This window comes from Treponema vincentii F0403 (assembly GCF_000412995.1).
GTDB lineage: Bacteria > Spirochaetota > Spirochaetia > Treponematales > Treponemataceae > Treponema > Treponema vincentii.
On sequence record NZ_KE332512.1, the window covers coordinates 125,588 to 148,578 of the forward strand.

Consider the following 22,991-nt stretch of genomic DNA (forward strand, 5'->3'; position numbering starts at 1 on the left):
TTTTATTTACTACCATTATATCACTATTATGCAATCGGATGCTTTCAGATTTCAGGCACAAGAAGATTTTTCCAAAGCACGTAATAAGGCATGGATCAATGAGATGCAGAATGCCATGCATCCCGATAAAAAACGTCTCCTTTCTTTAAACGACGTAAAAAAGATTTTAAAACCTAAGAATGAAGTCTATATCGGGCTTAAAACGGTTCCGATTAAAAAAATAGTCGGAAGCGAAGGGCGTTATAACGATTTTGATAATCGCTTTTTTCCCCGTTCAAATGAACTGAAGCAGCGGTGGGTTAATGTCGATCAAGCTCATCTGTCCGACATCGTGCTGCCGCCCATTCAGCTGTATGAGCTTGGCGGATTGTATTTTGTCCGCGATGGGAATCACCGCGTGTCGGTGGCAAAGGCGCAGGGTGTTGAGTTTATCGATGCGGAAGTAATTTCGCTGCAAAGCGAGGTGATGCTGCCGCCCGATGTTAGGCTGGATACGCTGCTTGCCGAAGTTATCCGTTACGAGAAACGGGTGTTTTACAACGAAACACATTTTGGCGATCTAACCGATTATTGGGATTTGGACTTTACCGAAGCCGGCCGCTACGATGTCATCTATAATCATATACTTGTACATAAGTATTATATGAATGAGCAGCAGCATATCGAAATCAATTTTAACGATGCGCTGATTTCTTGGTTTAAAACGGTCTATCTTCCGGTTATCGCCGTGATAGATAAATATACGCTGCTTTCCGATTTTAAAGACCGGACGAAGAGTGATATTTATGTCTGGATTGTCAAGCATTGGGATAGGCTCAAGCAAAAAAACGGTAACGATTTCAGTCTTGATGAAGCTGCGCTGGATTTTGTTGCATTAGAGAAAACGGCCAAGGCTCAAGAACCTTCGGTGTTTTCAAAGCTTAAAGCAAAGATTCTAAATCTTTTCAAATATAACGAATATAATAAGTAATAAACGGTAAGGTAGGTTTACGATGAAAGATAGATTGATGCGGTACGTGCAGTTGTTTGCCACGTTTTTTAAAATAGGGCTTTTTACTTTCGGCGGCGGTATGAGTATGCTTCCAATGCTGCAGAAGGAATTGGTAGAATCGAAGAAATGGCTTACGGATGAAGAAATTCTGAATTACTTTGCGATAGGGCAGTGCACTCCGGGGATTATTGCGGTCAATGTCGCAACATTCTGCGGATATAAACGCGCCGGTCTTTCGGGAGCAATTGTGAGCACGGTAGGAATTGTGTGTCCTTCGTGGATTGTTATCACGCTGATTGCCGGTTCCATTTCCCGCTTTTCCGAGATTGCATGGATACAGCGTGCTATGAAAGGGGTGTATGTCGCCGTTGCCGCCCTGTTAACCCGCGCGGTTTTTACCTTCGGCAAAAAAATTCTTACCGACCTTGTTACCGCCGCTATTGCCGCCGGCGCATTCCTTGCGATGTCCGTATGGAATGTTTCCGGCATATTGATTGTGCTTGCCGCCGGTATTATCGGTTTTTGTGCGCAAATTATCCGAAACGGCAAAAATACCTCCGGCCGCCGAAAGGGGGATCAATAATGAGTTTACTCGGTTTATTTTTCCTTTTTATGTATATCGGACTTTCTACCATCGGCGGCGGACTGGTTGCCGTCAGTTTGATGCAGCAGGAGCTGGTTGCCCGGTCGATTATCAGTTCCGAGCAGTTTATTGCGATGATTGCGGTTTCGGAATCATCGCCCGGCCCGATCGGTATTAACATGGCAACCTATATCGGGTATGAGCTGTACGGTATTTGGGGCAGCCTTGTATTGACCGCCGGCATTGTGCTGCCGTCGCTGATTGTGATTATATTGATAGCCCGCTTTACCCAATCGTTTCAAGATGCGGCGCCGGTTAAGAATACCATGTATGGACTGCGGGCGGGAGCCGCGGGGATGATTGCTGCGGCCGCGTGGAATGTTCTTGCAGTTGCAGTGTTTACGTTGCCTGCGTTTTATGCTTCGCGGCGGTGGACGGATCTGGTTGACTGGAAGTCTGCAGCCGTCTTTTGCCTTTTTTTGCTTGTGCAAATAAGATTTCAGCGGCTGCATCCCATCTTTTTAATTATTGCCGGCGCTGTTATCGGCCTTGTGTTGTTCTAAAACCGTACGGTGCCGATGATTTCGGACATAGCACCGAGGTCGGCGGTTTCGAACCGGTCTTCGGGCGGGTAGAGCGCGCCGCCGTAGTAGATGGCGGGGTTCTTTGCCGTCGAAGGTTCCGCAACGGATTTTAATGCCGCAAAGTGAATCTGATTGACTCCGGTACCTTTCACGAGCTTTTCCACATTTTTCTTGGTAATGCCGCCGCCGGGCAGGATTTCTATTTTTCCTTTAGCGTGCTTAACCATTTCGGCGATCAGCTCCATACCTTCATACGCGGTAGGCTCCTGTCCGCTGGTTAGTACGCGGGTAAACCCGAGATCGATCAGAATATCGAGTGTTTTAAGAGGGTCGGGCACAACGTCGATGGCGCGGTGGAACACCTTTTCTTTGTCTCCTGCAATCTTGATGAGCGCTTCGCATCGTTTTTCGTCTACGGTTCCGTCTTTTTTCAAAAAACCGAATACGATGCCGTCCGCACCGTTTTCGATAAATAGTTTTGCATCCTCTTTCATCGCCTTAAACTCGGAAGCGGTATACAAAAATCCGGCGGCACGGGGACGAACCATCGTCATCACTTTGAGGTTTGTCTCTTTTTTAACAAGGAGAAGGGTGCCCAGCGAAGGGGTCAGGCCTCCTAAAAACAGGGAAGAATTTAATTCAATTCTTGCAGCGCCGGCCTTTTCGGCTGCAATCGCATCGTCGAGCGAGCCTGCGCAAATTTCAATTGTAATGCTTTTCATTCCGTAATTATAGAATACCCACTATGAAAGGTCAACGGACGGAATAAAGGGCTGCCCAAAAACTTCAGTTTTTGGACAGTTTCTGATTCCGCGTCATAAACTTGTAAACCATTTTAAAAAAAAGGCAGGGTAAGTTGCCCTGCCTTTTTTCGTGCTTATTACATTACAAAAGCCTTACTCTTTAATCTTCGCGATATCCTTTGCAAGCTTTTTCTTCATTGCAAGGTTACCTTGGCGGGAAATCATGATGCGCTGTGCCTGCGGAGAACCGGCGCCGTGCATGGATTCGGTGCGGTAACCGACTGCGGCGCTGCCGAGCGTCAGGTTTTCGATTAAGCGGAGAATGCGTAAGCGGTTCTCGGTAGAAACGGAAGCAACACCCTGCAGGTATTTTACAACGTACGGTCCGAGTTTGGGATCGCGCAGATCGGATTCTGCCGGAGCGGTTACCATCAAGCCGCCTGCGATATCTTCTGCAAGACGTGCGATTTCATACGGGAAGCGCGTAACATTCTGCTTACAGACGTTGGCAAGCAGCAGGTCGATAAGGTAGTTACCGGACTTGGTCTTGGTACCTTCTGCCGAACATGCGATACCGCAGCAGTACAGTGTTTCGTTCAGGTGGGTCATTTCAATCAGCTTGTCTTTAACGTGAGAAGCTTTCTGTGCACCGTTGTAATCTGCTGCAACTGCCGCCGCACCGATAAGAACGTCGCCGACACCGACCTTGCATCCGCCGTAGGACTGGCGGTGATATCCTGCAAAGCGTTCAACCAACATACCGGCAAATTCAAATTCGCCGTTCAGGAAGATGTGATCGTTCGGAATAAATACATTATCGAAGATAACCAAAGCTTCGGTTCCGCCGTAAGTGGAGTTACCGACATCGATTTCGGAACCTTCCAGCTTTCTGGTGTCGCAGCTCTGGCGTCCGACAATCATGAAGATACCTTTTGCATCGGTCGGGCAGGCAAATGCTACAGCATAGTCTTTGTCATCTTCGCCCATTGCGATGGTCGGCATAACGATAACTTCATGCGAATTGATAAAACCGGTTTGGTGCGCTTTTGCACCACGAACCACGATACCGTCGGCTCTCCGTTCCACGACATGGAGGTATAAGTCGGGATCGGTTTGAGCATGCGGAGCCAGAGAACGGTCTCCTTTGGGGTCGGTCATAGCGCCGTCGACGGTCAGGTCTTCATCCTGAACGTGCTGGATAAATTTTTTGAAATTTTCATGATAATGGGTGCCGTATTTTTCATCGAGCTCATACGTGGTGCTGTAAACGGCGTTAAACGCGTCCATACCGACGCAGCGCTGGAAGCAAGCCGCGGTTTTTTGTCCGCAGAGCCGCTGCATCTTTACCTTTTTAATCAGATCCTCAGGGCTTTGGTGAATATGTGTGAAGCGATTGATCTTTTTTCCTGTCAGCGAAGATTTAACGGTCATTAAATCTTCGTATTCCGGCATCTGCGCCAGATCATAAGTCGCCTTCACAGAGTGGAGTGATACAATAAAAGTGCAGCGCCAAAATTGCCGAAAAAGAGAGGAGGAAGGGCAATGAAACGGTACGATGAGAACTTTAAAATCGAGGCATTGAAGCTGTCGGACGAGATCGGAGTGAAGAAGGCGTGTGAACAGCTTAATGTGAACTACGGAACATTAGCAGGCTGGAGAAAGCAGCGGGTAAAGAAAAACAAAGAAGGAAAAAGTACAGATGCTGATATTCAAAGAGAGAACAGCCGCCTCAAGAAAGAAATAGCCGAGCTTAAAAGTGCGAATGAGATACTCAAGGATGCACTCGGTTTTTTCGTTCAAGACCGGAAGAAATAGAAAAGGATGGTCTTTTTGCTTACATCCACCACCGTACTGCTGACAAGCAATTTTCAGCACGGATGCTGTGCGCTGTTCTTCCGGTCAGCGAAAGCGGTTTTTATAAATGGAAGAGAAACAGGAAAAAAGTGAAAGCATGGCAGAAACTGCTCGCTCAAATGCATAAAATTCTCGATGAGGATGAAGAAAACAAGAACTATGGGGTGAGGCGTATGCAGATAGCACTTGAACAACGGGGCATTAAGCGTTCATTGTCGACGGTAAGACGCGCGATGGCACGAGGAAATCTGCTGCATGAAGACAGAAAAAGCCCTGACGGTCTTACAAAAGCCGACAAAAAGGCGATGAGACCGCAGAATATCATCAAACAAGACTTTAGTGCACAAGAGCCTTTGAGAAAATTGCTGACGGATATAACTCAGATACCATGCAAAGATGGAAAGCTGTACGTATCACCTCTTTTTGACTGCTATAATGGGGAGATCATTTCTCTTGCAATGGACACAAACATGAAAAAGGAACTATGTATAAAAACGATAACGGAGGCATACAAGAATTTTGATATACCAAGTGGAGCGATAATTCACAGCGATTGCGGAAGCCAGTATACAAGCGATGAGTACAAAAAGACGCTCGGACAGCTGCATGCGGTGCAGAGTATGAGTGGAGTTGGGAAATGCTGGGATAATGCCCGGATGGAAAGCTGGTTTGCAACGCTGAAAAAGGAAAAGATCTATCAGCTTGATACAACAAAACTGACCGTGGAGGAGGTCAAGACAATCGTCTGGAGATACACGTTTGCTTATTACAACACGAAACGTATCACGACGGTAAATCCCGATGGCTTACCTCCACTGGTATACAGGAAAACAGCAGCTAAAAAAAGTGCTGCTTAAATACATTTGGGGTATTTAGGCACTGCACTAATATTGACTATTCCAGAGTTCAGGGAAGGACGGAGAATCGGATTGTCGACAACGTTATCGACTTTCTTTCCGAACATGTAAACCTGCAAATTCAGTTTACGCATACTCTCAACATACTGTTCGCCTGTCATAAGTGCCATGTGCATACTCCTTACTTTGTTTATTTGTCTATTGTGTAGACGTTCGTTATTAACAATAAAGCAATTTTCATGCCAACCTAAAGGAAGATACGGCTTTGTATCCGGAGCATCCGGTAAAAGACATTATGTTCTTTAATATCTTCAATATCTTCCGTAAAAGGAAAACCTACGGATGCCGCAGTTTGATTTAAGCTCGTATCCCGCCGCGGCATGACAGTGTCTTTAAAGCTTAGGTTAGAACGGGGGCGGTATTCATGTACTTAAATTTGGTTCATTTATGGATCGGCTATGTGTATTGGTTTATAAATGAACCAAAATATCAGATAAAAGATAATCGGTAAAGTTATATATAGCTTACATTTATGGCTTTTTATTTTTTTTGTAAAGAGAATAATGCGCTTTTTACCGTATTTTTAGCGTAAATAAAAGATAGAGAAATAAAGGATGGATAAGCGATGTATATTTCGTTAAAAGACCGTGTTGTGATTGCGGAGATTGGCATAGGAATTGCTTAAAATAAATATAAGCCGCAGTGTCAGTTGACCTTCGCGGTAAATGATAAAGTCTTTGGCAGTTCCAAAAACTGGTTAGTTTTTAGAAATGCCCGACGAGTTTTGAGATAAGTTTCTTCATTGCTATGACTTATCTCAAAACATCGCAAATAAATCTGAGGAAACCCTCTAAAAACTGAAGTTTTTAGAGGCTCCAATTTGATTTAATAAAAGGCTTTAAGGGGGAATTTTTTATGACAGATGCGCAAATGCAGTTTAAAAGCCGCTATCGTGAGTACGGCGGTGAGCAAGCGTATTGGCCGGCGGGACCGTTTAAGATTCGGTTACCTTTTATTGTATCACTCCATGGTCTTTTCCGGAGATGTTTCAGGCGCTCTTTATGTGCGCGACCTGTTTGGGAGCTATTCCGGTATTAACCGAAGTCTTGGGTGTCAGCTATGAAGTAGCGTTATCGATGGTTATCATCAACGGCTTCTTCTATACGCTGCATGTATTACTCGGCGATCCGGTCGTTCCGGGATGGGTTACACCCGCAATCCCGCTGATTACGGCTTTTTTAACTAACGGCTATGTAATGGGACCGGAGCGGACTCAAGCCTTGATTGCCGTGCAGATGTGTCTCGGACTTATCTTTTTGGTATTCGGCATCACCGGTTTGGGCGGTAAGATGGTTAAAGTCGTGCCGAATTCCGTAAAAGCCGGTGTTTTGATGGGCGGCGGTATTGCGGCTGTTTTAGGTGAATTTAAGGCTACCGGCCGTTTTGATAAATATCCCATTTCCATCACTATCGGAATTATCGTGGCGTATTTTTGTTTATTCAGCCCGATTTGGGCGGATATGCGTAGGAAGAATAAACTCATCGATTCAATCGGTAAATTCGGTATGCTGCCTGCAATTTTAATTGGTGTCGTAGTGGGCCCGCTCGCCGGCGAATTTGCCATTCCCCATGTACAATGGTGGCCGCTTATTAAAGTGCCCGATTTTGCGGATATTTGGAATCAGCTTTCTCCATTCGCAATCGGATGGCCGAGTATGAAAGTTTGGGCTGCTGCCATTCCCGTAGCGATTGTTACGTATATCATCGCATTCGGCGACTTTGTTACTTCGGAAGCACTCATCAGAGAAGCCGATGAAGTTCGGCAGGATGAAAAGATCGACTTTAACGCAAACCGGTCGAACCTCGTTAGCGGTATTCGTAATGTGGCAATGTCAATGACCTGTCCGTATACGCAAATGTGCGGCCCGCTGTGGGCAGCTGTTACCGCAGCAGTTTCTCAGCGTTATAAGGAAAGTCCGAAAGCGATGGAATCAATTTATAGCGGTTTCGGTACGTTCCGTCTTTCGACATTCGTAGCCGTTGCGCTGCTGCCTATTTCTTCTCTGTTGCAGCCGTCTTTGCCGCTTGCGCTTTCGTTAACGCTGATCGTACAAGGATATATTTGTACGCAGCTTGCGATGAATATGTGCAAAACCAATATTGAACGCGGTATTTGCGGTGTTATGGGCGCTGTTTTGGCAATGCGCGGCGCCGCATGGGGGCTCGTCGTCGGTCTTGTTCTTTTTGCACTGCTCTATGATTCGAACAAAAAAGAAGCTGCAAAGCAGGCCGAAAAGGCGGAAAACTAATTATCGTCCTCAACGTACAACGTAGAACGTTGCTGGGAAACGGCGAGCATTAAGCTCTCCGTATAGATGAATAGTACGAGGCTGTCTTGAGAATAACTGATTTTTGGGACAGCCTCTATGCAGCCGATTAAGTTCCATTCCAAGGTAAATCGAACGAAATAATCGGCTATTATATAGAAAAAATTTTATTGGTAAAAGGAGATGCCTGCATGTACGAGGAACTGGAAAAGACATTGGATACTTATGTGCGACCGCTGTTGAGAGCTCACGGCGGCGATATGCAGGTAGTGGATTTTACGGACGGTGTAGTTAAGTTCAAATTGCACGGGCATTGTGCGGGCTGTCCCGCTGCCGATTTTACCACCGAGAATCTTATTCAAACGGAGCTGATGGAACACATGCCGGAAGTAAAACAAGCCGTTTTAATAAATGAAGTGAGTCAGAGTTTGTTGGATGAGGCTCGATCCATTTTAAAACAACGCCATGGCGGATAAGATTTCGATCGGCGTACGCTATTGTGGCGGATGTAATAACCGATACGACAGGGTTGCCGTTATTCGCCGCCTCGAAACGCTGGTGCCGGAGGTTGAGTTCGTAACGGCGCAGGCGGGAACTCCCTATCCGGCCGCGCTTATCGTTGCGGGCTGCCCAACCGATTGTGCAAAACGCGACGATATTTCCGTGCCGACAGGCCGCTTGTTTAAAATCGGCGGCTGGGAAGACCTTTTACCGGCGCGGGATTTTATTAAAGAAGTTTGTGCGGAAGCGTGTGCGAAACAAGAGGAGCGTTCGTTAACCCATGAGCAAGTGTTGGAAATACTGCCGCAGCGGCCGCCGATGCTGTTTATCGACACGGTCTCTACGCTTGTTCCCGGTAAGGAAGTTAAGGCATCCTTTTACGTTACGCCTGAATTGAGTTTGTTAAAAGGGCACTTTCCCGATAATCCGATATTTCCGGGAGTGTGCGCCGTTGAAGCGATTGCTCAGGCGGCGGACATTTTGCTGTTAACGCTCGATCGGTATGCCGGAAAAACGCCGCTCTTCATGGGAATTAAAAAAGCGAACTTCCGTAAAAAAATTCTTTTGGGCGATATGCTTGAAATCTACAGTACGCTTTTGGAAGAGCGGGCGGAATTAGGCTGGGTGAGCTGCCGCGGCCAAATTTTTTCGGACGGTGATTTAGCCGCCGATGCCGAAGTAACCCTTGCCATGCGGTAAGGAAACGGATGTTTTTAAAGAAATACTCGGGAATTGCAATTTCCGAGCAGTCTTAACGGGTTTTGAAATACGTTTGTGCAGCGCACGAACGTATTTCAAAACATAAAAAATGTATGGAAAGGAGTATCGTATGTCTGATTGGAAGAAGTATTATCAGGAGCATTTGACAACTGCTGCAGAGGCTGTCAAGCACATTAAGTCGGGAAACCGCGTTGTGATCGGCCATGCCTGCGGTGAACCTGCTCACTTGGTGAATGCAATGGTGGATAATGCTGCGGCATATAAAAATGTCGAAATCGTCCACATGGTTGCAATGGGCGGCGGTAAGTATTGCCAGCCTGAATATGCCGAAAACTTTCGGCACAATGCGCTGTTTGTCGGTGGAAGCACACGCGAAGCAGTTGCTGCAGGACGTGCGGATTATACACCGTGCTTCTTTTTTGAAATTCCTCGGCTGTTCAGAACAACCTTACCGGTCGATGTGGCAATGGTAACCGTTAGCCCGCCTGATGAGAACGGTATGTGCTCACTCGGCGTATCCGTCGATTACACACAGGAAGCGGTAAAACAGGCAAAAACCGTTATCGCGCAGGTCAATAAGGAAATGCCGTGGACAGGCCCGAACAGTCTCGTTTCGGTACAAGACCTCGACTTTATTGTCGAACACAATGAACCGTTGATTGAATTGCCGCCGCCCAAGATCGGCGATATAGAAAGAGCAATCGGAGAGCATTGCGCCTCGCTTATTCCCGACGGAGCGACCCTCCAGCTCGGTATCGGCGCTATTCCCGACGCCGTTCTGTTGTTCCTTAAAGGTAAAAAAGATTTGGGTATCCACTCCGAAATGTTCTCGGACGGCGTAGTCGAACTTGCAGAAGCGGGTGTTATTACCAACAAGAAAAAGACGCTGCATCCCGGGAAGTTTATCGTCAACTTCTTGATGGGTACCAAAAGACTGTATGATTTTGTCAATCATAATCCCGATGTCGATATGCGTCCGGTCGACTATGTGAATAACCCGTTCATCGTTGCACAGAACGATTATTTGATTTCGATTAACTCCTGCGTACAGGTAGATTTGATGGGACAGGTCGCTTCCGAAACCATCGGACTTAAGCAGTTCTCCGGCGTCGGCGGACAGGTTGACTTTGTGCGCGGCGCATCCGCAAGCAAGGGCGGTGTTTCGATTATGGCAATGCCGGCAACGGTAAAGGGCAAGATTTCGAAGATCGTTCCGCTGTTGGATGAAGGCGCTGCCGTTACTACAAGCCGCAATGATGTGGACTATGTCGTTACCGAATACGGCATTGCCGCGCTGAAAGGCTTGACATTAAAGCAGCGTGCGCATAATCTGATTGCAATTGCGCATCCCGATTTCCGTGAAGAATTAAAAGCGGAATTTGAAAAGCGCTTTAACTGCAAGTACTAGAGCATAGTAGAAGAAATACATTTTACATGAAAGGCATGGCTTATAGTTGCAAAAAGATACATTCTATCTCAGCAAACGGCGGCTATAAGCAGCCTGCCTGTGGGAGGGTAAAAGGTTATCCGCTTTTTATCCTCTTGCAAAATTAAACAAAGTGATGATGTATATAAATGGTATTAGAAAATACAATTTGGGAGAAGATATATCTTGTTTCTTAAAGAGATAAAAGTATTCGAATGGGGAAAAATATTTTTTCCTATGCTTATATCCCTCAGCTTTTCTCGTATTTTGACTCAAACCGATTTGTATTTTTTACGTAATTTCCCGAATACAATCGTTCTTCTTTCTTTTTTCTCACAAATTTCTATTTTTGATTTTATTATTGCTCTATCAGTAATTCCAACGTGCTTAGTTACTGTTTCGCATTACCGTTCCGGCGCTATTCAAAATAGTTTAATCCCGTTTTCTTGTTATTGCGGTATAATTATTGGATGTATTTCTGCTATCGTTTCAATCGTTTTATTTTTTACACTCCAAATGAATAAAAAATTAAATATGCCGTTTCAAGAGTTTTTTTTCGTATTGATTATAATTACCGTTACTATTCCATTCCGTTGGCTGCAATTAAGTACAACATCATTACTACATTTAAAAAAAAAAGGATATATCGTTTTAATTATTTCGTTTATCAGTATTTTTATCAATTATATTCTTGATTACTGTTTTTTAAATATCTTTGGATACATCGGCTGCTTTTTTGCTACTTTATTGGTAACGATAGTAACAAGTGTAAGTTATATAATTAGCCTGCGGGTAAATTTACTCCATAGAAACCGACGTATTCAAATGGCTTTAGTTAATAAATCAAAAAATAATATCTATAAGGAATTTTCAAGAATTGTACTATTAAAAATAGGGATGGCAATTGTATATGGAATCGTATTAGCTCATTCCGATTCTGCTTACACTATGCCCGTTATTCTTCAATTTAGTATTATATTTGAATTTAATAATCTTATTTCCGTAATACCTATCAGCACCTATAGAACTGCTGTCATTTTAGGAAATACCTCGTTTAAAGAAAAGCTTTATTCTATTTTATTAAATTCAATCTTTATTTTATTTATTTATGTTATAATACGTATTTTCCTAACGAATATAGTGAATATTTATGGATTATCTGATAATAGTCGGATATTTCAATTTTATTTAAAAACTGTTATTTTTTTACTATTGACAGATTCTCTCGTATCTTTTTTACGCGCAGAAATGCAATTAAGAAATAAATTTATTAATACTGTTTTTGTCGAAACAGGTATTGTCTATATTTTTTTCATACCGGTTATTATTTTTTCTCTGCGTTTATCTTATTATAATATGATCGTTATCGCTTTTATCTTAACTAATTTATGTACAATTATCGGATATCTTATAGCTTATAAAATAACCGACATATCTCGTATAAATCGTTTAATTATGAAATAGTTTATACGAAGCAAAATACACACGGACTTATAGAGGAGATGAAAATGACAAATCTTGAACAATACGACCGCATTTTTTTGCAGAATTTTCCGGTTAAAAAAGAAGATTTACCCGGATTGAAGTACCGCGGTTTGAAGGAGTGGGATTCGGTTGGGCACATGGATTTGGTTGGCCTTATCGAAGAAACATTCGGAATTAATTTAAGTACGCTGGATGTTTTGGAATTTTCTACGTATGAAAAAGGCAAAACGATTCTTGCGAAATACGGTGTAGAAATTTAAGTGGCTGCCGTAGCGATTTCGGTATGGACTGAACCCTTAGCCGAAAGCAACTGCTATATTATATACGAAAATACGGAACGGCACGGGGATGAGAATGCTCCTTGTGTAGTGATTGATCCGAACGACCCTGCGGGGCCGCTTTCGGTGTTGGAACAAAAAAATTTACACCCCGAATGGATATTGTTAACGCACGAACACTGCGACCATACGGCAGGGCTGGAACCGATGAGGGCGCGCTTTCCCGATGCGCAGGTAATGGCGAGCGAGAAGTGTAATATCGGGATGCAGAATGCGCGGCTCAATATGTCGCGGATGATGGAGGTGTATCTCACCTTTTTCGGTAAGTCGGGTGTGTCTTATACCCCGTTTGTGTGCCGCCCTGCGGATAAAACATATAGCGAGGCCTGTACGCTGGACTGGCGCGGGCATACGTTCCGCTTTGTGCCGTTGCCCGGACATACCGCAGGCAGTGTCGGTATTTTTCTTGATGACGATATCTTTTTTTCGGGTGATTATTTGTTGCCGGGCAGGGAAGTGATTTTGCGGCTTCCCGGCGGCAGTGAAAAAGACTATCGTGAAATCACGGAACCCTTCTTAGCAACATTGCCCGTCGGTATTCATATTTACCCCGGCCACGGCAAGGATTATAGGCTTGCTGTGCCGGTTGATAAAGGGGTTTTATGATATGTCGGCACGATACATATATCGTATTGACAATATCGGCATGGAAATTGCAAAAAAGCCCTAACCGTATTATAATGACGGTATGACCATTACCCGTAAATTACCGGTCGGCATACAGAGTTTTGAAAAACTCCGCCGTGACGGATATATCTATGTTGATAAGACGGCATTTGCATGGAATCTTGTTCAATTATCCAGTCCGTATTTCTTAAGCCGCCCGCGGCGGTTTGGAAAAAGCTTATTTCTTTCTACATTAGCGGCGTATTTTCGTGGACAGAAAGAACTGTTTAAGGGACTGTACCTTGAACAAGCGGAAGAACTTCAGGCCTCACATGAAGGCAGAGCCGCTTGGGAAGAATATCCGGTATTATATCTGGATTTTAATACAAAAAATTATTCGGATGAGCAGGCCTTGGCAGCTATCTTGAATGCGCATCTCCGCGATTGGGAAGAAGCTTTTATGCTGGAACAGAGAGAGGAAGCGCCGGATGGCCGGTTAAAAGACCTCATTCAACGTATCTATCGAAAAACCGGGAAACAGGTTGTTATCCTTGTGGACGAATACGACAAACCGCTTCTGCAAACGATGGGTGTAAATGAAGAACTGAATGAACGATACCGCAATGCACTCAAAGCGTTTTACTCAGTGATCAAAACCTGCGACCAATATATCCGCTTTACTTTTTTAACGGGTGTTACCAAATTCAGCAAGGTTAGTATCTTTAGTGATCTCAATAACCTCAATGATATCAGTTTGCTGCCGAAATATGCCGGTATCTGCGGTATCAGCCAAAGTGAATTGGAAAGTACCTTTGCTCCTGAAATTGAAGCGCTTGCACAGGCGAATGAGCTTACCTATGATGAAACACTCAAACAGCTAAAGCAAAATTATGACGGTTACTGTTTTGCTCAAGCATCTGAAAATATGTATAACCCGTTTAGCCTGTTACGGGTATTTGACGGACAGATTTTTCAAAGCTATTGGTTTAGTACGGGAACACCGACTTTTTTGGTTAATTACCTCAAAGACGCACACTACTTTATCCCCGACTTGGATGGAAAGGTTGAGCTTGATGAAGAAGGTTTACAAACATATCGAGCCGTTGCAAAAGAGCCGTTTCCGATTCTCTTTCAATCGGGGTATTTGACGATTAAAGAATACATAAAAGATGCCCGGTTGTATAGGTTGGGCTTTCCGAATGATGAGGTTCGGTACGGCTTTTTAAAGAACTTATTACCTGCATATTCATCGGTACAACCCGATGAAACAGGGAAATCGATATGGCGATTTGTGGAAGATATCCGCAAGGGCGATGTAAACGGCTTTATGGGACGGCTTCAGTCGATCATAGCCGGTATTTCTTATGACAACTTCACAGAAGAAAACCTGAAACTGCGGGAGCAGAACTATCAGACCGCTGTGTATCTTGTGTTTACGCTAATGGGGCAGTTTGTGCAGACCGAGGTGCATTGTAGTACCGGACGAGCTGACTGCGTGGTTACTACTGCAGATAGTATCTACCTCTTTGAGTTTAAGCTCACCGGCAACGGCAGTGCGGAAGATGCACTCAATCAGATAAAAGAGAAAGAATATGCAGCAAAATATCAGGTGGATGGTAAGAAGATTGTGCTCATCGGAAGCTCTTTTGATGAAAAGACGAGGACGATTAAGGAGTGGCGCGTATGCTGAATTATAGGAAACATGTTAACTATCATGACCATAGATGAATTTATACAGCTGAAACCGTATTCATTGACGCATCAAGAAAAAGCGGCGGCGTATACCGAGCTGCTGACGAAACGGACGGCCTTTCACCGTAACCATTGCGAGCCGTACGGCCGATTGTTAAAAGCCTTAGGTATTCCGGAGAATGCCGCTTTTTCGGCGGAGACGGCGCCGATGCTGCCGGTGTCGGTTTTTAAGGAGCTTTCGCTTAAGAGTGTTCCCGAAGAGGCGGTGTTTAAAACGCTCACCTCATCGGGAACGACCGGTCAGCGTGTTTCGCAAATTTATTTGGATGCGGAAACGGCGGCGAATCAGCAGCAGGTGCTGTACCGGATTATTGCCGATTTTGCCGGAGAAAAGCGGATCCCCTATCTGGTATTCGATACGAAAAAAACGCTGCGCGACCGGAAGATGTTTTCGGCACGGGGAGCCGGTATTTTGGGCTTTTCCTTGTTGGCGTCCCGTACCTGTTACGCACTTGACGAAAATATGGAGCTGGATATTCCGGCTGTTCAACACTTTCTTGCCGAACATGCAAACGAGCCGATACTTGCCTTCGGTTTTACCTTTATCATCTATAAACACGTAATCCGTGTTCTTGAAGAAAAAAATATCAGCCTCAATATTTCAAACGGAATACTGATACACGGCGGCGGCTGGAAAAACCTTATAAACGAGGCGGTCTCTCCGGAAGAGTTTAAAAAGCGGATTCAGGCATCTACCGGTATTGCGCGTATCAGTAACTATTACGGCATGGCAGAACAAACCGGCTGTATTTACATGGAATGCCCGCAGGGACATCTGCATGCAAGTATATGGTCGGATGTGCTGTTTAGGCGGGCGAAGGATTTCAGTATTTGCGGTATCGGGGAACAGGGTATTGTACAGGTGCTGTCTCCGCTGCCGGGTTCCTATCCGGGGCATTCGCTTTTAACTGAGGATACCGGCGTGCTGCTGGGAGAGGATGACTGTCCCTGCGGGCGGCTCGGTAAGTATTTTTCCATTACCGGCCGCATCCCGCGTGCGGAGGTAAGGGGTTGCAGTGACACGTATGAAGGATGATACAACCATGCAGACGAAAACCTCTGTAACATTATTGGCAGGCGTTTTGCAGCCGGAAAGAGAACCATATCCCGTGTTTTCAGCGGAAGCAATGGACTTCCTTGCAGCGGTATCGGCCGAAATCGGTGCATCGGAATTACACGGCATACCGGAAATAGCCGCCTTCGGTTTTTGGTGCCGCAGAGCGCATCTTGAAGCCTTAGCCCGGCGTCATGTTTCTCCTTTTCCGCGGCTCGGGCGGGGCTTGGCATTCCATATTGCACCTTCAAACGTACCGACGATGTTTGCCTATTCATACACAATCGGGCTGCTTGCAGGGAATGCAAACATCGTGCGGCTGTCGGAGCGGGGCGGAGAAATCGGTACGGCGCTTTGCGCCTGCATCGGCCGTGTATTGAACCGGCCGGAGTTTGAGTCCGTAAAACGGCGGACTTCGTTTATCAGCTACGGCCGGGATGACGCCGTAACCGCTGCGTATACGGCCGAGTGTGATGCGCGGGTAGTGTGGAGCGGGGACGAAACAATACGCCGCATACGGGCGCTGCCGCTGCCGCCCCATGCGGTTGAACTGGTATTCCCCGACCGCTGGTCGTTTGCGCTGTTCAGTCAAGCGGCATTTTCTCAAGCTGATGAGGAAACGCTTGCCGCATGGGCTCACCGTTTTTACAACGACACGTACTTGATGGATCAGAACGCCTGTTCCGCCCCGCACCTTGTCGTGTGGGAAAACGACGGAGGCGATCCGGCAGTCCGCCCGCGCTGGTGGGAAAAGGTTGCAGCGGAAGCACAGGCAGCCTACCGCTTCGGTGCTTATCAGGCGGCACGGAAATACGAACAGCTGTGTCTTGCTGCGATGACATTACCGGAGGACATTTCCGTCCGGCAATATGCGGGGAATCTTTTATATGTTGCAAGTTTGAAAAAGCTGCCTGCCGAAGCGGCGGAAACGCTCCGCGGAACGTTCGGTTTTTTCTACGAAACCGAAATCCGCAATAAAGATGAACTGTTGCCGCTGCTTTCGTTCAAGGTGCAGACGCTCTGCGCGGAAGGCTATCGGCGGGAAGAACTCGCACACTTTTTTGCGCAGCGACGTGCGGCAGGTATCGACCGAATCGCTGCACTCGGGCAAGCGATGGAAATGGACACAATTTGGGACGGTAAAGACTTAATCGCGGAACTATCGCGAATCATCTCCTCATTAAAATAAGAATTCTAAAAAATAAAAAATTTACTCTTTCTTTTTGGATATTTCAGTGTATAATACCCGATGTATGAATAGAATAACGGCAAAATTAAACAAACAAAATCTAAGACGGTATTTAGGGTTAATGGCAAGTTATACGGAAATTCTTCTTGCCTTGGTAGTCATCATTGGGATTTTACTCCTCTGTATTCGAGTGCTTGCTCAGCTGAGGATATTTATCATCAGTACGTTCTCCGGTACTGCCGTTCCGTCGTTTTCCGAATTCCTTTCATCGGTGTTTGAGTTGGTTATCGGTATTGAGTTCGTAAAGATGCTTGCAAAGCATACGCCGGGCAGCGCTATTGAGGTTCTTTTGTATACAATAGCCCGTACGCTGATTATGGATCACAGCAGTATGCAAAGTTCTTTGCTGGGGGTTATCTCCATTGCAATTCTTTTTGCCGTCCGTAAGTATTTTAACGACCCCGAAGTTCATAACCATGAAACCGGCGGCGACTATATCGTAAACGGCGGTATCAGCATGAGGGAGGTTAACAGACGTCTTGATGCCGATTTTGACGAATCCTACGGGCATACCGTTGCGGGATATTTATTCAATTATCTGCAAGCGATCGGAAAGAAGCCGACAGTCGGATGTGAAGCTCAAATCGGCGACTATATGTTTCAAGTATATGATATGGAAGGAGAACTGATACGGCATATTAGAATAACGCCGTTAAAATCATAAAAAGCTATTGGGAACCGGGGAATGTTCAAAAACTTCGATTTTTAAAGGTTCCCTATTATAAAAAAGGGAGGGCTGCAGATGTCTGATTATGAATGTTTAAGAAAAGATTCTTGTCCGATCCGCTTGGATGCGGAAAAACAGCTCGATTCCATCATTGAAAATATGTTTGACGGTATTTATATCACTGATGGCGAAGCTAACACGCTGCGGGTAAATAAAGCCTACGAAGTGATTACCGGTATTTCCCGTGCCGATGTAACCGGTTGCAACATGAAACAGCTGGAAGAGAGCGGTACAATCTCTCAATCGGGTTCTTTAATCGCCATCCGGACAGGCAAACCGGTAACGCTTCAGCAAAAATTCAGTACGGGGCGTCAGGCGCTCATTACCAGTACGCCGGTATTCGGTCCGGACAATAAAGTCGAAATGGTAATCACGAACGTTCGGGATATGACGGAAATCCATCATCTCCGGGAAGAGATAGAATCCCGGAATGAGGAACGGTTACGCCTTCATAAAGAATTGGAACACATTAGGACACACTTTCTTGATAAAACCGATTTCATTGCCGCCGATAAGGTAACTCTTTCGATTATCCGTATGGCGGATAAGGTTGCCCCGCTGGATACAACCGTAATGATCAGCGGCGAAACAGGCGTCGGTAAAGAAGTGTTTGCACAATATATCCATAGTCAAAGCCGCCGTAATAAGAAATCGTTTATCAGCGTGAATTGCGGCGCTATTCCGGCAAACTTGATAGAAAGCGAGCTGTTCGGCTACGAGCGGGGTGCTTTTACCGGTGCCGATAAGAATGGTAAAGCGGGGCTTTTTGAAGTAGCCGACCAAGGGACGATCTTTCTTGATGAAATCGGGGAACTGCCGCTGAATATGCAGGTAAAGCTGCTGCGGGTTTTGCAGGAGCATGAGGTAAAACGTATCGGCGGAACCAAACCGATTCCGGTAGATATACGCGTTATTGCAGCGACGAATCGTAATCTGGAAGAAATGGTCAAAAAAAAGAAATTCCGAAAGGATTTATATTACCGCATGATGGTTTTCCCACTGCGCATTCCGCCGCTCCGCGAACGCCGCAATGATATTGTGCCGCTGGCCGAGCTTTTTCTCGATCAGCTTAACCGGAAATATGCATTCCGCAAATATTTTTCCGATGCGGCGCTTCGGCTGATGGTTGAGTACGAGTGGCCCGGAAATATCCGTGAGTTGCGGAATATTGTGGAACGGGCGGTTATCGTTACAGACAGCGACGAGATTACGGCAATGAATACGTTTATTACTCCATGCAAGCCGCATGCAGATCCTCTATACATACCGGTAAAGCAGCCGGAGAGTATCCATGACTTAAAAGCTGCGCTTGCGGATATAGAAGCGGAATATATTGAGTTTGCTTATAAGACCTACGGGAACGTACGTCTTGCTGCCGAAAGCCTCGGTATGTCTCATGCAACCTTTGTCCGCAAGCGCCAGCGGCATACGGCCTCTCGTGATATAGATGAACAACCGTCAGCTTAACAAGATCCGCTCTATATTAGATTTTAAAAAAATGGTAAGATTCGGTTATGCTAAAAATACTAATTTCAAGATGAATGGAAACTCTTGTTTGTAGGGAGCCGCTAAAACTTCGGTTTTGTGCAGATGCCCTATAGTTATGAAGGAGGAAAGAATATGAAAAAACTGCGTTTAATTTCCGTAAGTATTTTGTTTGCAGCGCTATGCCTTATCTTTACGGCCTGTAACCAAGGTTTGACAGCCGGAAAAGGTACCGGCACGGTAAGGATTGTCATCGATAATGGGGCAGCCCGTGCCGTTAATGCCGAGGGAATGCCTGAATTTGACGAAACCAATACTAAGATTACCGTTACCGGCGAGGACGGTAATCAGCTGGCAGAGGGAAAAACATCGGTTACACTGACGCGTGATATCGGAGAGAAAATAAACATCAAGGTTGTTGTAACAACCGAGGCAGGCGAGTGGCGCGGTACAAAAGAGCACACCGTTACGGCAGGAACCAATACCGTTGCCGTAAAGCTTTCCAAAACGCCTAAGAGCGTTGGGAATATCCTTTCCTATGTTGTAAAAAATGATCTGTATGATTCTAAAATTACGCTCAAGCTGGTAGGCAAGCTGCCAGACGAGAAATTACTTGTTGAAAATAGTGGAATCGGCGGCAACTATTTAGACCGGCCGGTTATTGCCCGTGACAGTATCGGACGGATATATATGCTCTATGACAAGGGCGGTAGACACCTTACCCGCTTCGATGCCGAAGGAAATCCTCATTGCGAGATCCCTCTGAACACTCTGCCGTCCTCTGCTCGCATCAGCACTATGACGGTCGATGCTAAAACCAATACTATTTTTGTATTTGATGCTAACAGCGACAATGTATACGCGCTCACAGAGAGCGGATAAAAAACCTTTACCCTTTCTGCTCCGTTTGGTATGAGTTCGTTAGCCAGTGCAGCTTCTTCCAGCACTATTACCGCGGCAGCGGCATATAATAATGTGCTTTTCTTGGTAACAAAGGAAAATAAACTGATTGCTTGCAAAGTAACGCTATCCGACACATCATTGAGTCTGGAGGAAAAAGCCGTAGAAACGTTGGAAAGCCTTCGTCCCAGTGCAGTAGCCGGGATGACCGAGTGTACCGGGGCATTTGCCGATGAAAATAACGTATACTGCCTGCTGCGGGAACAGAAGTCGGATGCCAGTCAGCTGTATATGGTAGGAGCGCTTGTTCATTATACATATAGTGAAGGAGGGCTTGCAAATAAAACAGTGAAAGGGCTGCATTCCAAAGCAGGAGAAAACGATCCATCCCTTACCTTTGAGGAGAAGGCTTTTGTTAATCCCGTAGGCTTTATCGGCTATGATGAGGATTACCTCTACATTGCCGATGACGGTGCTGACATAAGCGAGAATACCTATATAGGCTTTTGTATTGCCGGCAACAAAAACCGTATTGCAAAGGTCAATCGTGATACCAAAGTCTTGACCTTTGAAGATTCCCCCTCCCACGCAACATGGTTTGCAGAATATACCGGTTATCAGTATACATCAAAAATACCGAATGTGCTGTGGTCAACAGACAAAGATACTCATAAGGTTACGCTCGAACTGAAAACAGCGAACGGAACCAAAGCGCTTGCATCAGACGTCGACTGGTTCAAGACCGCGCGGGACAGTGCCGGCAGCGTTTATGTACTGTATCATAAGGATAGCAAGCTGCTTCTTGAACGCTTTAATGCAGACGGCAAGAAGGATGCAAACTTCGGAACTGTAAAAACACCTACTTTGCTTAACTTTGACTCTGCTATTACCGATATCGCAGTCGATTTTAAAACGGGGGATGTTTTCTTGCTGAAACGCAAGAACAACGTTTTGGATCCTAAGCTTACCGTATATATGGCAAAGAAGACGGATGAGGGATATACAGAGTTCAGTAATGCCGTAATGGTTACTGTTCCCAAGTATCCCGGTTCTCCTGCCCGTATTGATTCCGTTGCTGCGTTTGACGGTACGCTCTTTGTTGCGATGGATGTGGAGGTTGGCTCGGACGATGTTAAAAAGCTGTACGCATATAAGATGCAAACGGCAGGAAGTTTTGCATTTACTGCGGATAAAGCCGAAACGGAACTTTCTCAACTTTGGCAGCATCCCACCAAAAGCCCGATGGTATGCACCGGTCTGTTTGTCGACCGAAAGGGCGTCTACGGCTTGCTCGCTCAGCAAAATACCACCGGAGGAGCGGCCTTCTATGCGCTGGGAAAAATAGTACGGTACACGTACGACGGTGCTACACAATTAACGCCGGTCGTACTGTCGGGCAATAACAGCGGCCTTAATCCGGCTGCTACAGCCTCCGGCTCCATCCAATATGATGAGCATTATTTTTCCTATCCGGCAGGCTTTCTCGGCTATGACGGGGATACCCTGTACATTGCAGACGATGGCGTAAATATCGAGGAGGTGAACGAAAATATCTATGTCAACGGCAATAAAGACCGCATTATGGCCTTTAATCGTAAAAATAACACCTTGAGCGCTTCTTCCTTAGATTTAGACGGCGCAACATGGTTTAAAAGCTATGATAAGTACACATATCCCGAAACGAAGATGCTGCTGTGGGAGAAAGGCAGCAGCCAATATTGGGTAGGTGACAACGGAACGGAGGCCTATTCTCCATCCTCTGCACTTAGTATCACTTCCAGCCAACGGCTTACCGATGTGTTCTGCTATGACCAAAACGGTAATCTGTATATCGTGACGCGTGATGGCCCGGACTATAAGGTCAAACGCTTTACGCCTACGGATACCGGCTTGAATAGCACGGGAGATATGAAAATCAAGGATGAATCGGGACTGCCCGTATCTATTGCAGTGGATGTTTCCGGCGGTACTAAGACCTTGTATTACGGCATTAACGATTATAGTCCGTTGAAGTGGGCTGTAAAGAAGATTGAATGGCAATATTATTTTGATGAAGAAAGAGAGCCGGAGCTCTTTACATCCTGTACCGGCGAAGAGTTGACCGCGCTTGCCGCGAACAAGGACGGGGTGTTCGTCGGTGTAAAGCAGATATATGAAGAGAATGTAGGAGTCAATCAGATTCCCAAATACCGGTTAAAGGTAAAAAAATTTCTGAAAGGAAAGCATGCCGACGGATCGGTTACTATTCTAGAAAATGATCCTTTGTATGTAAGCGCGCCGGGGTCTACCAATCCTTATACCCCGATACCGGAACCGGCTAGCAGTTCTCATGATCCGTATATCGCGTACGAAGAAGCAATTAGCGACTTACAAGTGGCGGAAGGTACGCTGTATGCCATTATGGAGAAGACGGAAAAGATCAGAAGATACCACACTGTTGAGGATGCCTGCACCATTGATGAATTTAATATGAGCAGCGCCCTGTATAAAGTTGGTAAGGCGGCGGGGGGCTTCTCCGGCAACGCAGATAAGCTCGCTGAAAAGAGTGCCGTACCTCCGCAGGGTTCAAATCAGGGAGTCGGCTATGGGTTCTATCGCTTTATTGCCGTTAAACCTAAAAAGCTCATTATCGCTTCGGACGGCGCTTGGGGTAAAGAGGGGAATTCTGCATCGCATGTTGAAGCTGACAATAACAAAGTATTGACATACGACTTAGACGGAAACTTGAACTCACCGGAAGAAAAGAATGCCGCCGGAAAATTCTCCAAAGAATTGCAGCGCAGTAGTTCCGGCTTTAACTGGGAATAAC

General features: G+C 45.7%; 22 protein-coding genes. 19 read left to right on the forward strand and 3 right to left on the reverse strand.

Annotation, left to right across the window (positions count from 1 at the left end; translation table 11 throughout):
* Positions 1-28: 28 nt before the first annotated feature.
* Genes HMPREF1222_RS00605 through HMPREF1222_RS00615 form a run of 3 tightly spaced genes read left to right on the forward strand, consistent with a single transcriptional unit; the run spans position 29 to position 2,137 of the window.
* Complete coding sequence (locus HMPREF1222_RS00605) at positions 29-970, forward strand: hypothetical protein (RefSeq protein WP_016517767.1); 942 nt, start codon at positions 29-31, stop codon at positions 968-970.
* A 22-nt stretch (positions 971-992) separates the two neighbouring features.
* Entirely contained in the window at positions 993-1,574 is a 582-nt protein-coding gene (locus tag HMPREF1222_RS00610; RefSeq protein ID WP_006188712.1) for a chromate transporter, read from the forward strand.
* Positions 1,574-2,137, forward strand: a complete 564-nt coding sequence (locus HMPREF1222_RS00615) for a chromate transporter (protein WP_016517768.1) — start codon at positions 1,574-1,576, stop codon at positions 2,135-2,137. Before HMPREF1222_RS00610 ends, HMPREF1222_RS00615 begins: the two co-directional genes overlap by 1 nt.
* Here HMPREF1222_RS00615 and HMPREF1222_RS00620 read toward each other — a convergent pair.
* Together HMPREF1222_RS00620 and HMPREF1222_RS00625 are read right to left on the reverse strand one after the other, a co-directional pair.
* A complete protein-coding gene (locus HMPREF1222_RS00620; RefSeq protein WP_006188710.1) occupies positions 2,134-2,880 on the reverse strand; it encodes a copper homeostasis protein CutC in 747 nt (248 codons plus the stop codon). The two genes, HMPREF1222_RS00615 and HMPREF1222_RS00620, sit on opposite strands and share 4 nt — an antisense overlap.
* 174 nt (positions 2,881-3,054) lie before the next feature.
* A complete protein-coding gene (locus tag HMPREF1222_RS00625) occupies positions 3,055-4,530 on the reverse strand; it encodes a 4-hydroxyphenylacetate 3-hydroxylase family protein (RefSeq protein ID WP_342302555.1) in 1,476 nt (491 codons plus the stop codon).
* Between HMPREF1222_RS00625 and HMPREF1222_RS00630 the strand changes: the two genes are divergently transcribed.
* Entirely contained in the window at positions 4,444-4,716 is a 273-nt protein-coding gene (locus tag HMPREF1222_RS00630; protein WP_016517724.1) for a transposase, read from the forward strand. The genes HMPREF1222_RS00625 and HMPREF1222_RS00630 overlap by 87 nt on opposite strands.
* 23 nt (positions 4,717-4,739) lie before the next feature.
* Positions 4,740-5,612 carry an IS3 family transposase gene (locus HMPREF1222_RS00635; protein ID WP_280452028.1) on the forward strand — a complete coding sequence of 291 codons (873 nt, stop codon included), beginning with the start codon at positions 4,740-4,742 and terminating at the stop codon, positions 5,610-5,612.
* Here the strand turns inward: HMPREF1222_RS00635 and HMPREF1222_RS12680 are convergent.
* Complete coding sequence (locus tag HMPREF1222_RS12680) at positions 5,609-5,782, reverse strand: hypothetical protein (protein ID WP_016517770.1); 174 nt, start codon at positions 5,780-5,782, stop codon at positions 5,609-5,611. The genes HMPREF1222_RS00635 and HMPREF1222_RS12680 overlap by 4 nt on opposite strands.
* A gap of 891 nt (positions 5,783-6,673) precedes the next feature.
* Between HMPREF1222_RS12680 and HMPREF1222_RS00640 the strand changes: the two genes are divergently transcribed.
* The 14 genes from HMPREF1222_RS00640 (at position 6,674) to HMPREF1222_RS00705 (ending at position 22,990) form a co-directional block, all read left to right on the forward strand.
* Positions 6,674-7,921: a hypothetical protein gene (locus tag HMPREF1222_RS00640; protein ID WP_244870089.1), complete on the forward strand. Its 1,248-nt coding sequence runs from the start codon at positions 6,674-6,676 to the stop codon at positions 7,919-7,921.
* A gap of 209 nt (positions 7,922-8,130) precedes the next feature.
* A complete protein-coding gene (locus HMPREF1222_RS00645) occupies positions 8,131-8,415 on the forward strand; it encodes a NifU family protein (RefSeq protein ID WP_016517772.1) in 285 nt (94 codons plus the stop codon).
* Complete coding sequence (locus HMPREF1222_RS00650; protein ID WP_016517773.1) at positions 8,405-9,139, forward strand: 3-hydroxyacyl-ACP dehydratase FabZ family protein; 735 nt, start codon at positions 8,405-8,407, stop codon at positions 9,137-9,139. Before HMPREF1222_RS00645 ends, HMPREF1222_RS00650 begins: the two co-directional genes overlap by 11 nt.
* 130 nt (positions 9,140-9,269) lie before the next feature.
* On the forward strand, positions 9,270-10,568 hold the full coding sequence (locus HMPREF1222_RS00655) for an acetyl-CoA hydrolase/transferase family protein (RefSeq protein ID WP_016517774.1): 1,299 nt from the start codon (positions 9,270-9,272) through the stop codon (positions 10,566-10,568).
* 204 nt (positions 10,569-10,772) lie between these two features.
* Positions 10,773-12,050 (forward strand): hypothetical protein, encoded by a 1,278-nt coding sequence (locus tag HMPREF1222_RS00660; protein WP_016517775.1) that lies wholly within the window; start codon positions 10,773-10,775, stop codon positions 12,048-12,050.
* Between the two features lie 44 nt (positions 12,051-12,094).
* A complete protein-coding gene (locus HMPREF1222_RS00665) occupies positions 12,095-12,331 on the forward strand; it encodes an acyl carrier protein (protein WP_016517776.1) in 237 nt (78 codons plus the stop codon).
* Positions 12,332-13,015: an MBL fold metallo-hydrolase gene (locus HMPREF1222_RS00670; protein WP_016517777.1), complete on the forward strand. Its 684-nt coding sequence runs from the start codon at positions 12,332-12,334 to the stop codon at positions 13,013-13,015.
* An 82-nt stretch (positions 13,016-13,097) separates the two neighbouring features.
* Positions 13,098-14,705, forward strand: a complete 1,608-nt coding sequence (locus HMPREF1222_RS00675) for an ATP-binding protein (RefSeq protein WP_016517778.1) — start codon at positions 13,098-13,100, stop codon at positions 14,703-14,705.
* A 24-nt stretch (positions 14,706-14,729) separates the two neighbouring features.
* The gene (locus HMPREF1222_RS00680; RefSeq protein WP_016517779.1) at positions 14,730-15,803 is read left to right on the forward strand and encodes a LuxE/PaaK family acyltransferase; all 1,074 of its coding nucleotides are present in this window, start codon (positions 14,730-14,732) and stop codon (positions 15,801-15,803) included.
* Positions 15,793-17,010, forward strand: a complete 1,218-nt coding sequence (locus HMPREF1222_RS00685; RefSeq protein ID WP_244870154.1) for an acyl-CoA reductase — start codon at positions 15,793-15,795, stop codon at positions 17,008-17,010. The genes HMPREF1222_RS00680 and HMPREF1222_RS00685 overlap by 11 nt, the downstream gene beginning before the upstream one ends.
* Positions 17,011-17,074: 64 nt before the next feature.
* Positions 17,075-17,734, forward strand: coding sequence for an HlyC/CorC family transporter associated domain-containing protein (locus tag HMPREF1222_RS00690; protein WP_016517781.1), 660 nt, complete (start codon positions 17,075-17,077; stop codon positions 17,732-17,734).
* A 78-nt stretch (positions 17,735-17,812) separates the two neighbouring features.
* Positions 17,813-19,264 carry a sigma-54 interaction domain-containing protein gene (locus tag HMPREF1222_RS00695; protein ID WP_016517782.1) on the forward strand — a complete coding sequence of 484 codons (1,452 nt, stop codon included), beginning with the start codon at positions 17,813-17,815 and terminating at the stop codon, positions 19,262-19,264.
* Positions 19,265-19,417: 153 nt separating this feature from the next.
* The gene (locus HMPREF1222_RS12420) at positions 19,418-20,164 is read left to right on the forward strand and encodes a hypothetical protein (RefSeq protein WP_016517783.1); all 747 of its coding nucleotides are present in this window, start codon (positions 19,418-19,420) and stop codon (positions 20,162-20,164) included.
* 30 nt (positions 20,165-20,194) lie between these two features.
* On the forward strand, positions 20,195-22,990 hold the full coding sequence (locus HMPREF1222_RS00705) for a hypothetical protein (RefSeq protein WP_016517784.1): 2,796 nt from the start codon (positions 20,195-20,197) through the stop codon (positions 22,988-22,990).
* Position 22,991: the final 1 nt, after the last annotated feature.

Coding starts and splice junctions, on each gene's coding strand:
- HMPREF1222_RS00620 (WP_006188710.1), bottom strand. CDS start 2,880: ATGAAAAGCATTACAATTGAAATTTGCGCAGGCTCGCTCGACGATGCG.
- HMPREF1222_RS12680 (WP_016517770.1), bottom strand. CDS start 5,782: ATGGCACTTATGACAGGCGAACAGTATGTTGAGAGTATGCGTAAACTG.
- HMPREF1222_RS00615 (WP_016517768.1), top strand. CDS start 1,574: ATGAGTTTACTCGGTTTATTTTTCCTTTTTATGTATATCGGACTTTCT.
- HMPREF1222_RS00655 (WP_016517774.1), top strand. CDS start 9,270: ATGTCTGATTGGAAGAAGTATTATCAGGAGCATTTGACAACTGCTGCA.
- HMPREF1222_RS00685 (WP_244870154.1), top strand. CDS start 15,793: ATGAAGGATGATACAACCATGCAGACGAAAACCTCTGTAACATTATTG.
- HMPREF1222_RS00630 (WP_016517724.1), top strand. CDS start 4,444: ATGAAACGGTACGATGAGAACTTTAAAATCGAGGCATTGAAGCTGTCG.
- HMPREF1222_RS00675 (WP_016517778.1), top strand. CDS start 13,098: ATGACCATTACCCGTAAATTACCGGTCGGCATACAGAGTTTTGAAAAA.
- HMPREF1222_RS00665 (WP_016517776.1), top strand. CDS start 12,095: ATGACAAATCTTGAACAATACGACCGCATTTTTTTGCAGAATTTTCCG.
- HMPREF1222_RS00645 (WP_016517772.1), top strand. CDS start 8,131: ATGTACGAGGAACTGGAAAAGACATTGGATACTTATGTGCGACCGCTG.
- HMPREF1222_RS00705 (WP_016517784.1), top strand. CDS start 20,195: ATGAGTTCGTTAGCCAGTGCAGCTTCTTCCAGCACTATTACCGCGGCA.
- HMPREF1222_RS00605 (WP_016517767.1), top strand. CDS start 29: ATGCAATCGGATGCTTTCAGATTTCAGGCACAAGAAGATTTTTCCAAA.
- HMPREF1222_RS12420 (WP_016517783.1), top strand. CDS start 19,418: ATGAAAAAACTGCGTTTAATTTCCGTAAGTATTTTGTTTGCAGCGCTA.
- HMPREF1222_RS00610 (WP_006188712.1), top strand. CDS start 993: ATGAAAGATAGATTGATGCGGTACGTGCAGTTGTTTGCCACGTTTTTT.
- HMPREF1222_RS00650 (WP_016517773.1), top strand. CDS start 8,405: ATGGCGGATAAGATTTCGATCGGCGTACGCTATTGTGGCGGATGTAAT.
- HMPREF1222_RS00680 (WP_016517779.1), top strand. CDS start 14,730: ATGACCATAGATGAATTTATACAGCTGAAACCGTATTCATTGACGCAT.
- HMPREF1222_RS00695 (WP_016517782.1), top strand. CDS start 17,813: ATGTCTGATTATGAATGTTTAAGAAAAGATTCTTGTCCGATCCGCTTG.
- HMPREF1222_RS00640 (WP_244870089.1), top strand. CDS start 6,674: ATGTGCGCGACCTGTTTGGGAGCTATTCCGGTATTAACCGAAGTCTTG.
- HMPREF1222_RS00690 (WP_016517781.1), top strand. CDS start 17,075: ATGAATAGAATAACGGCAAAATTAAACAAACAAAATCTAAGACGGTAT.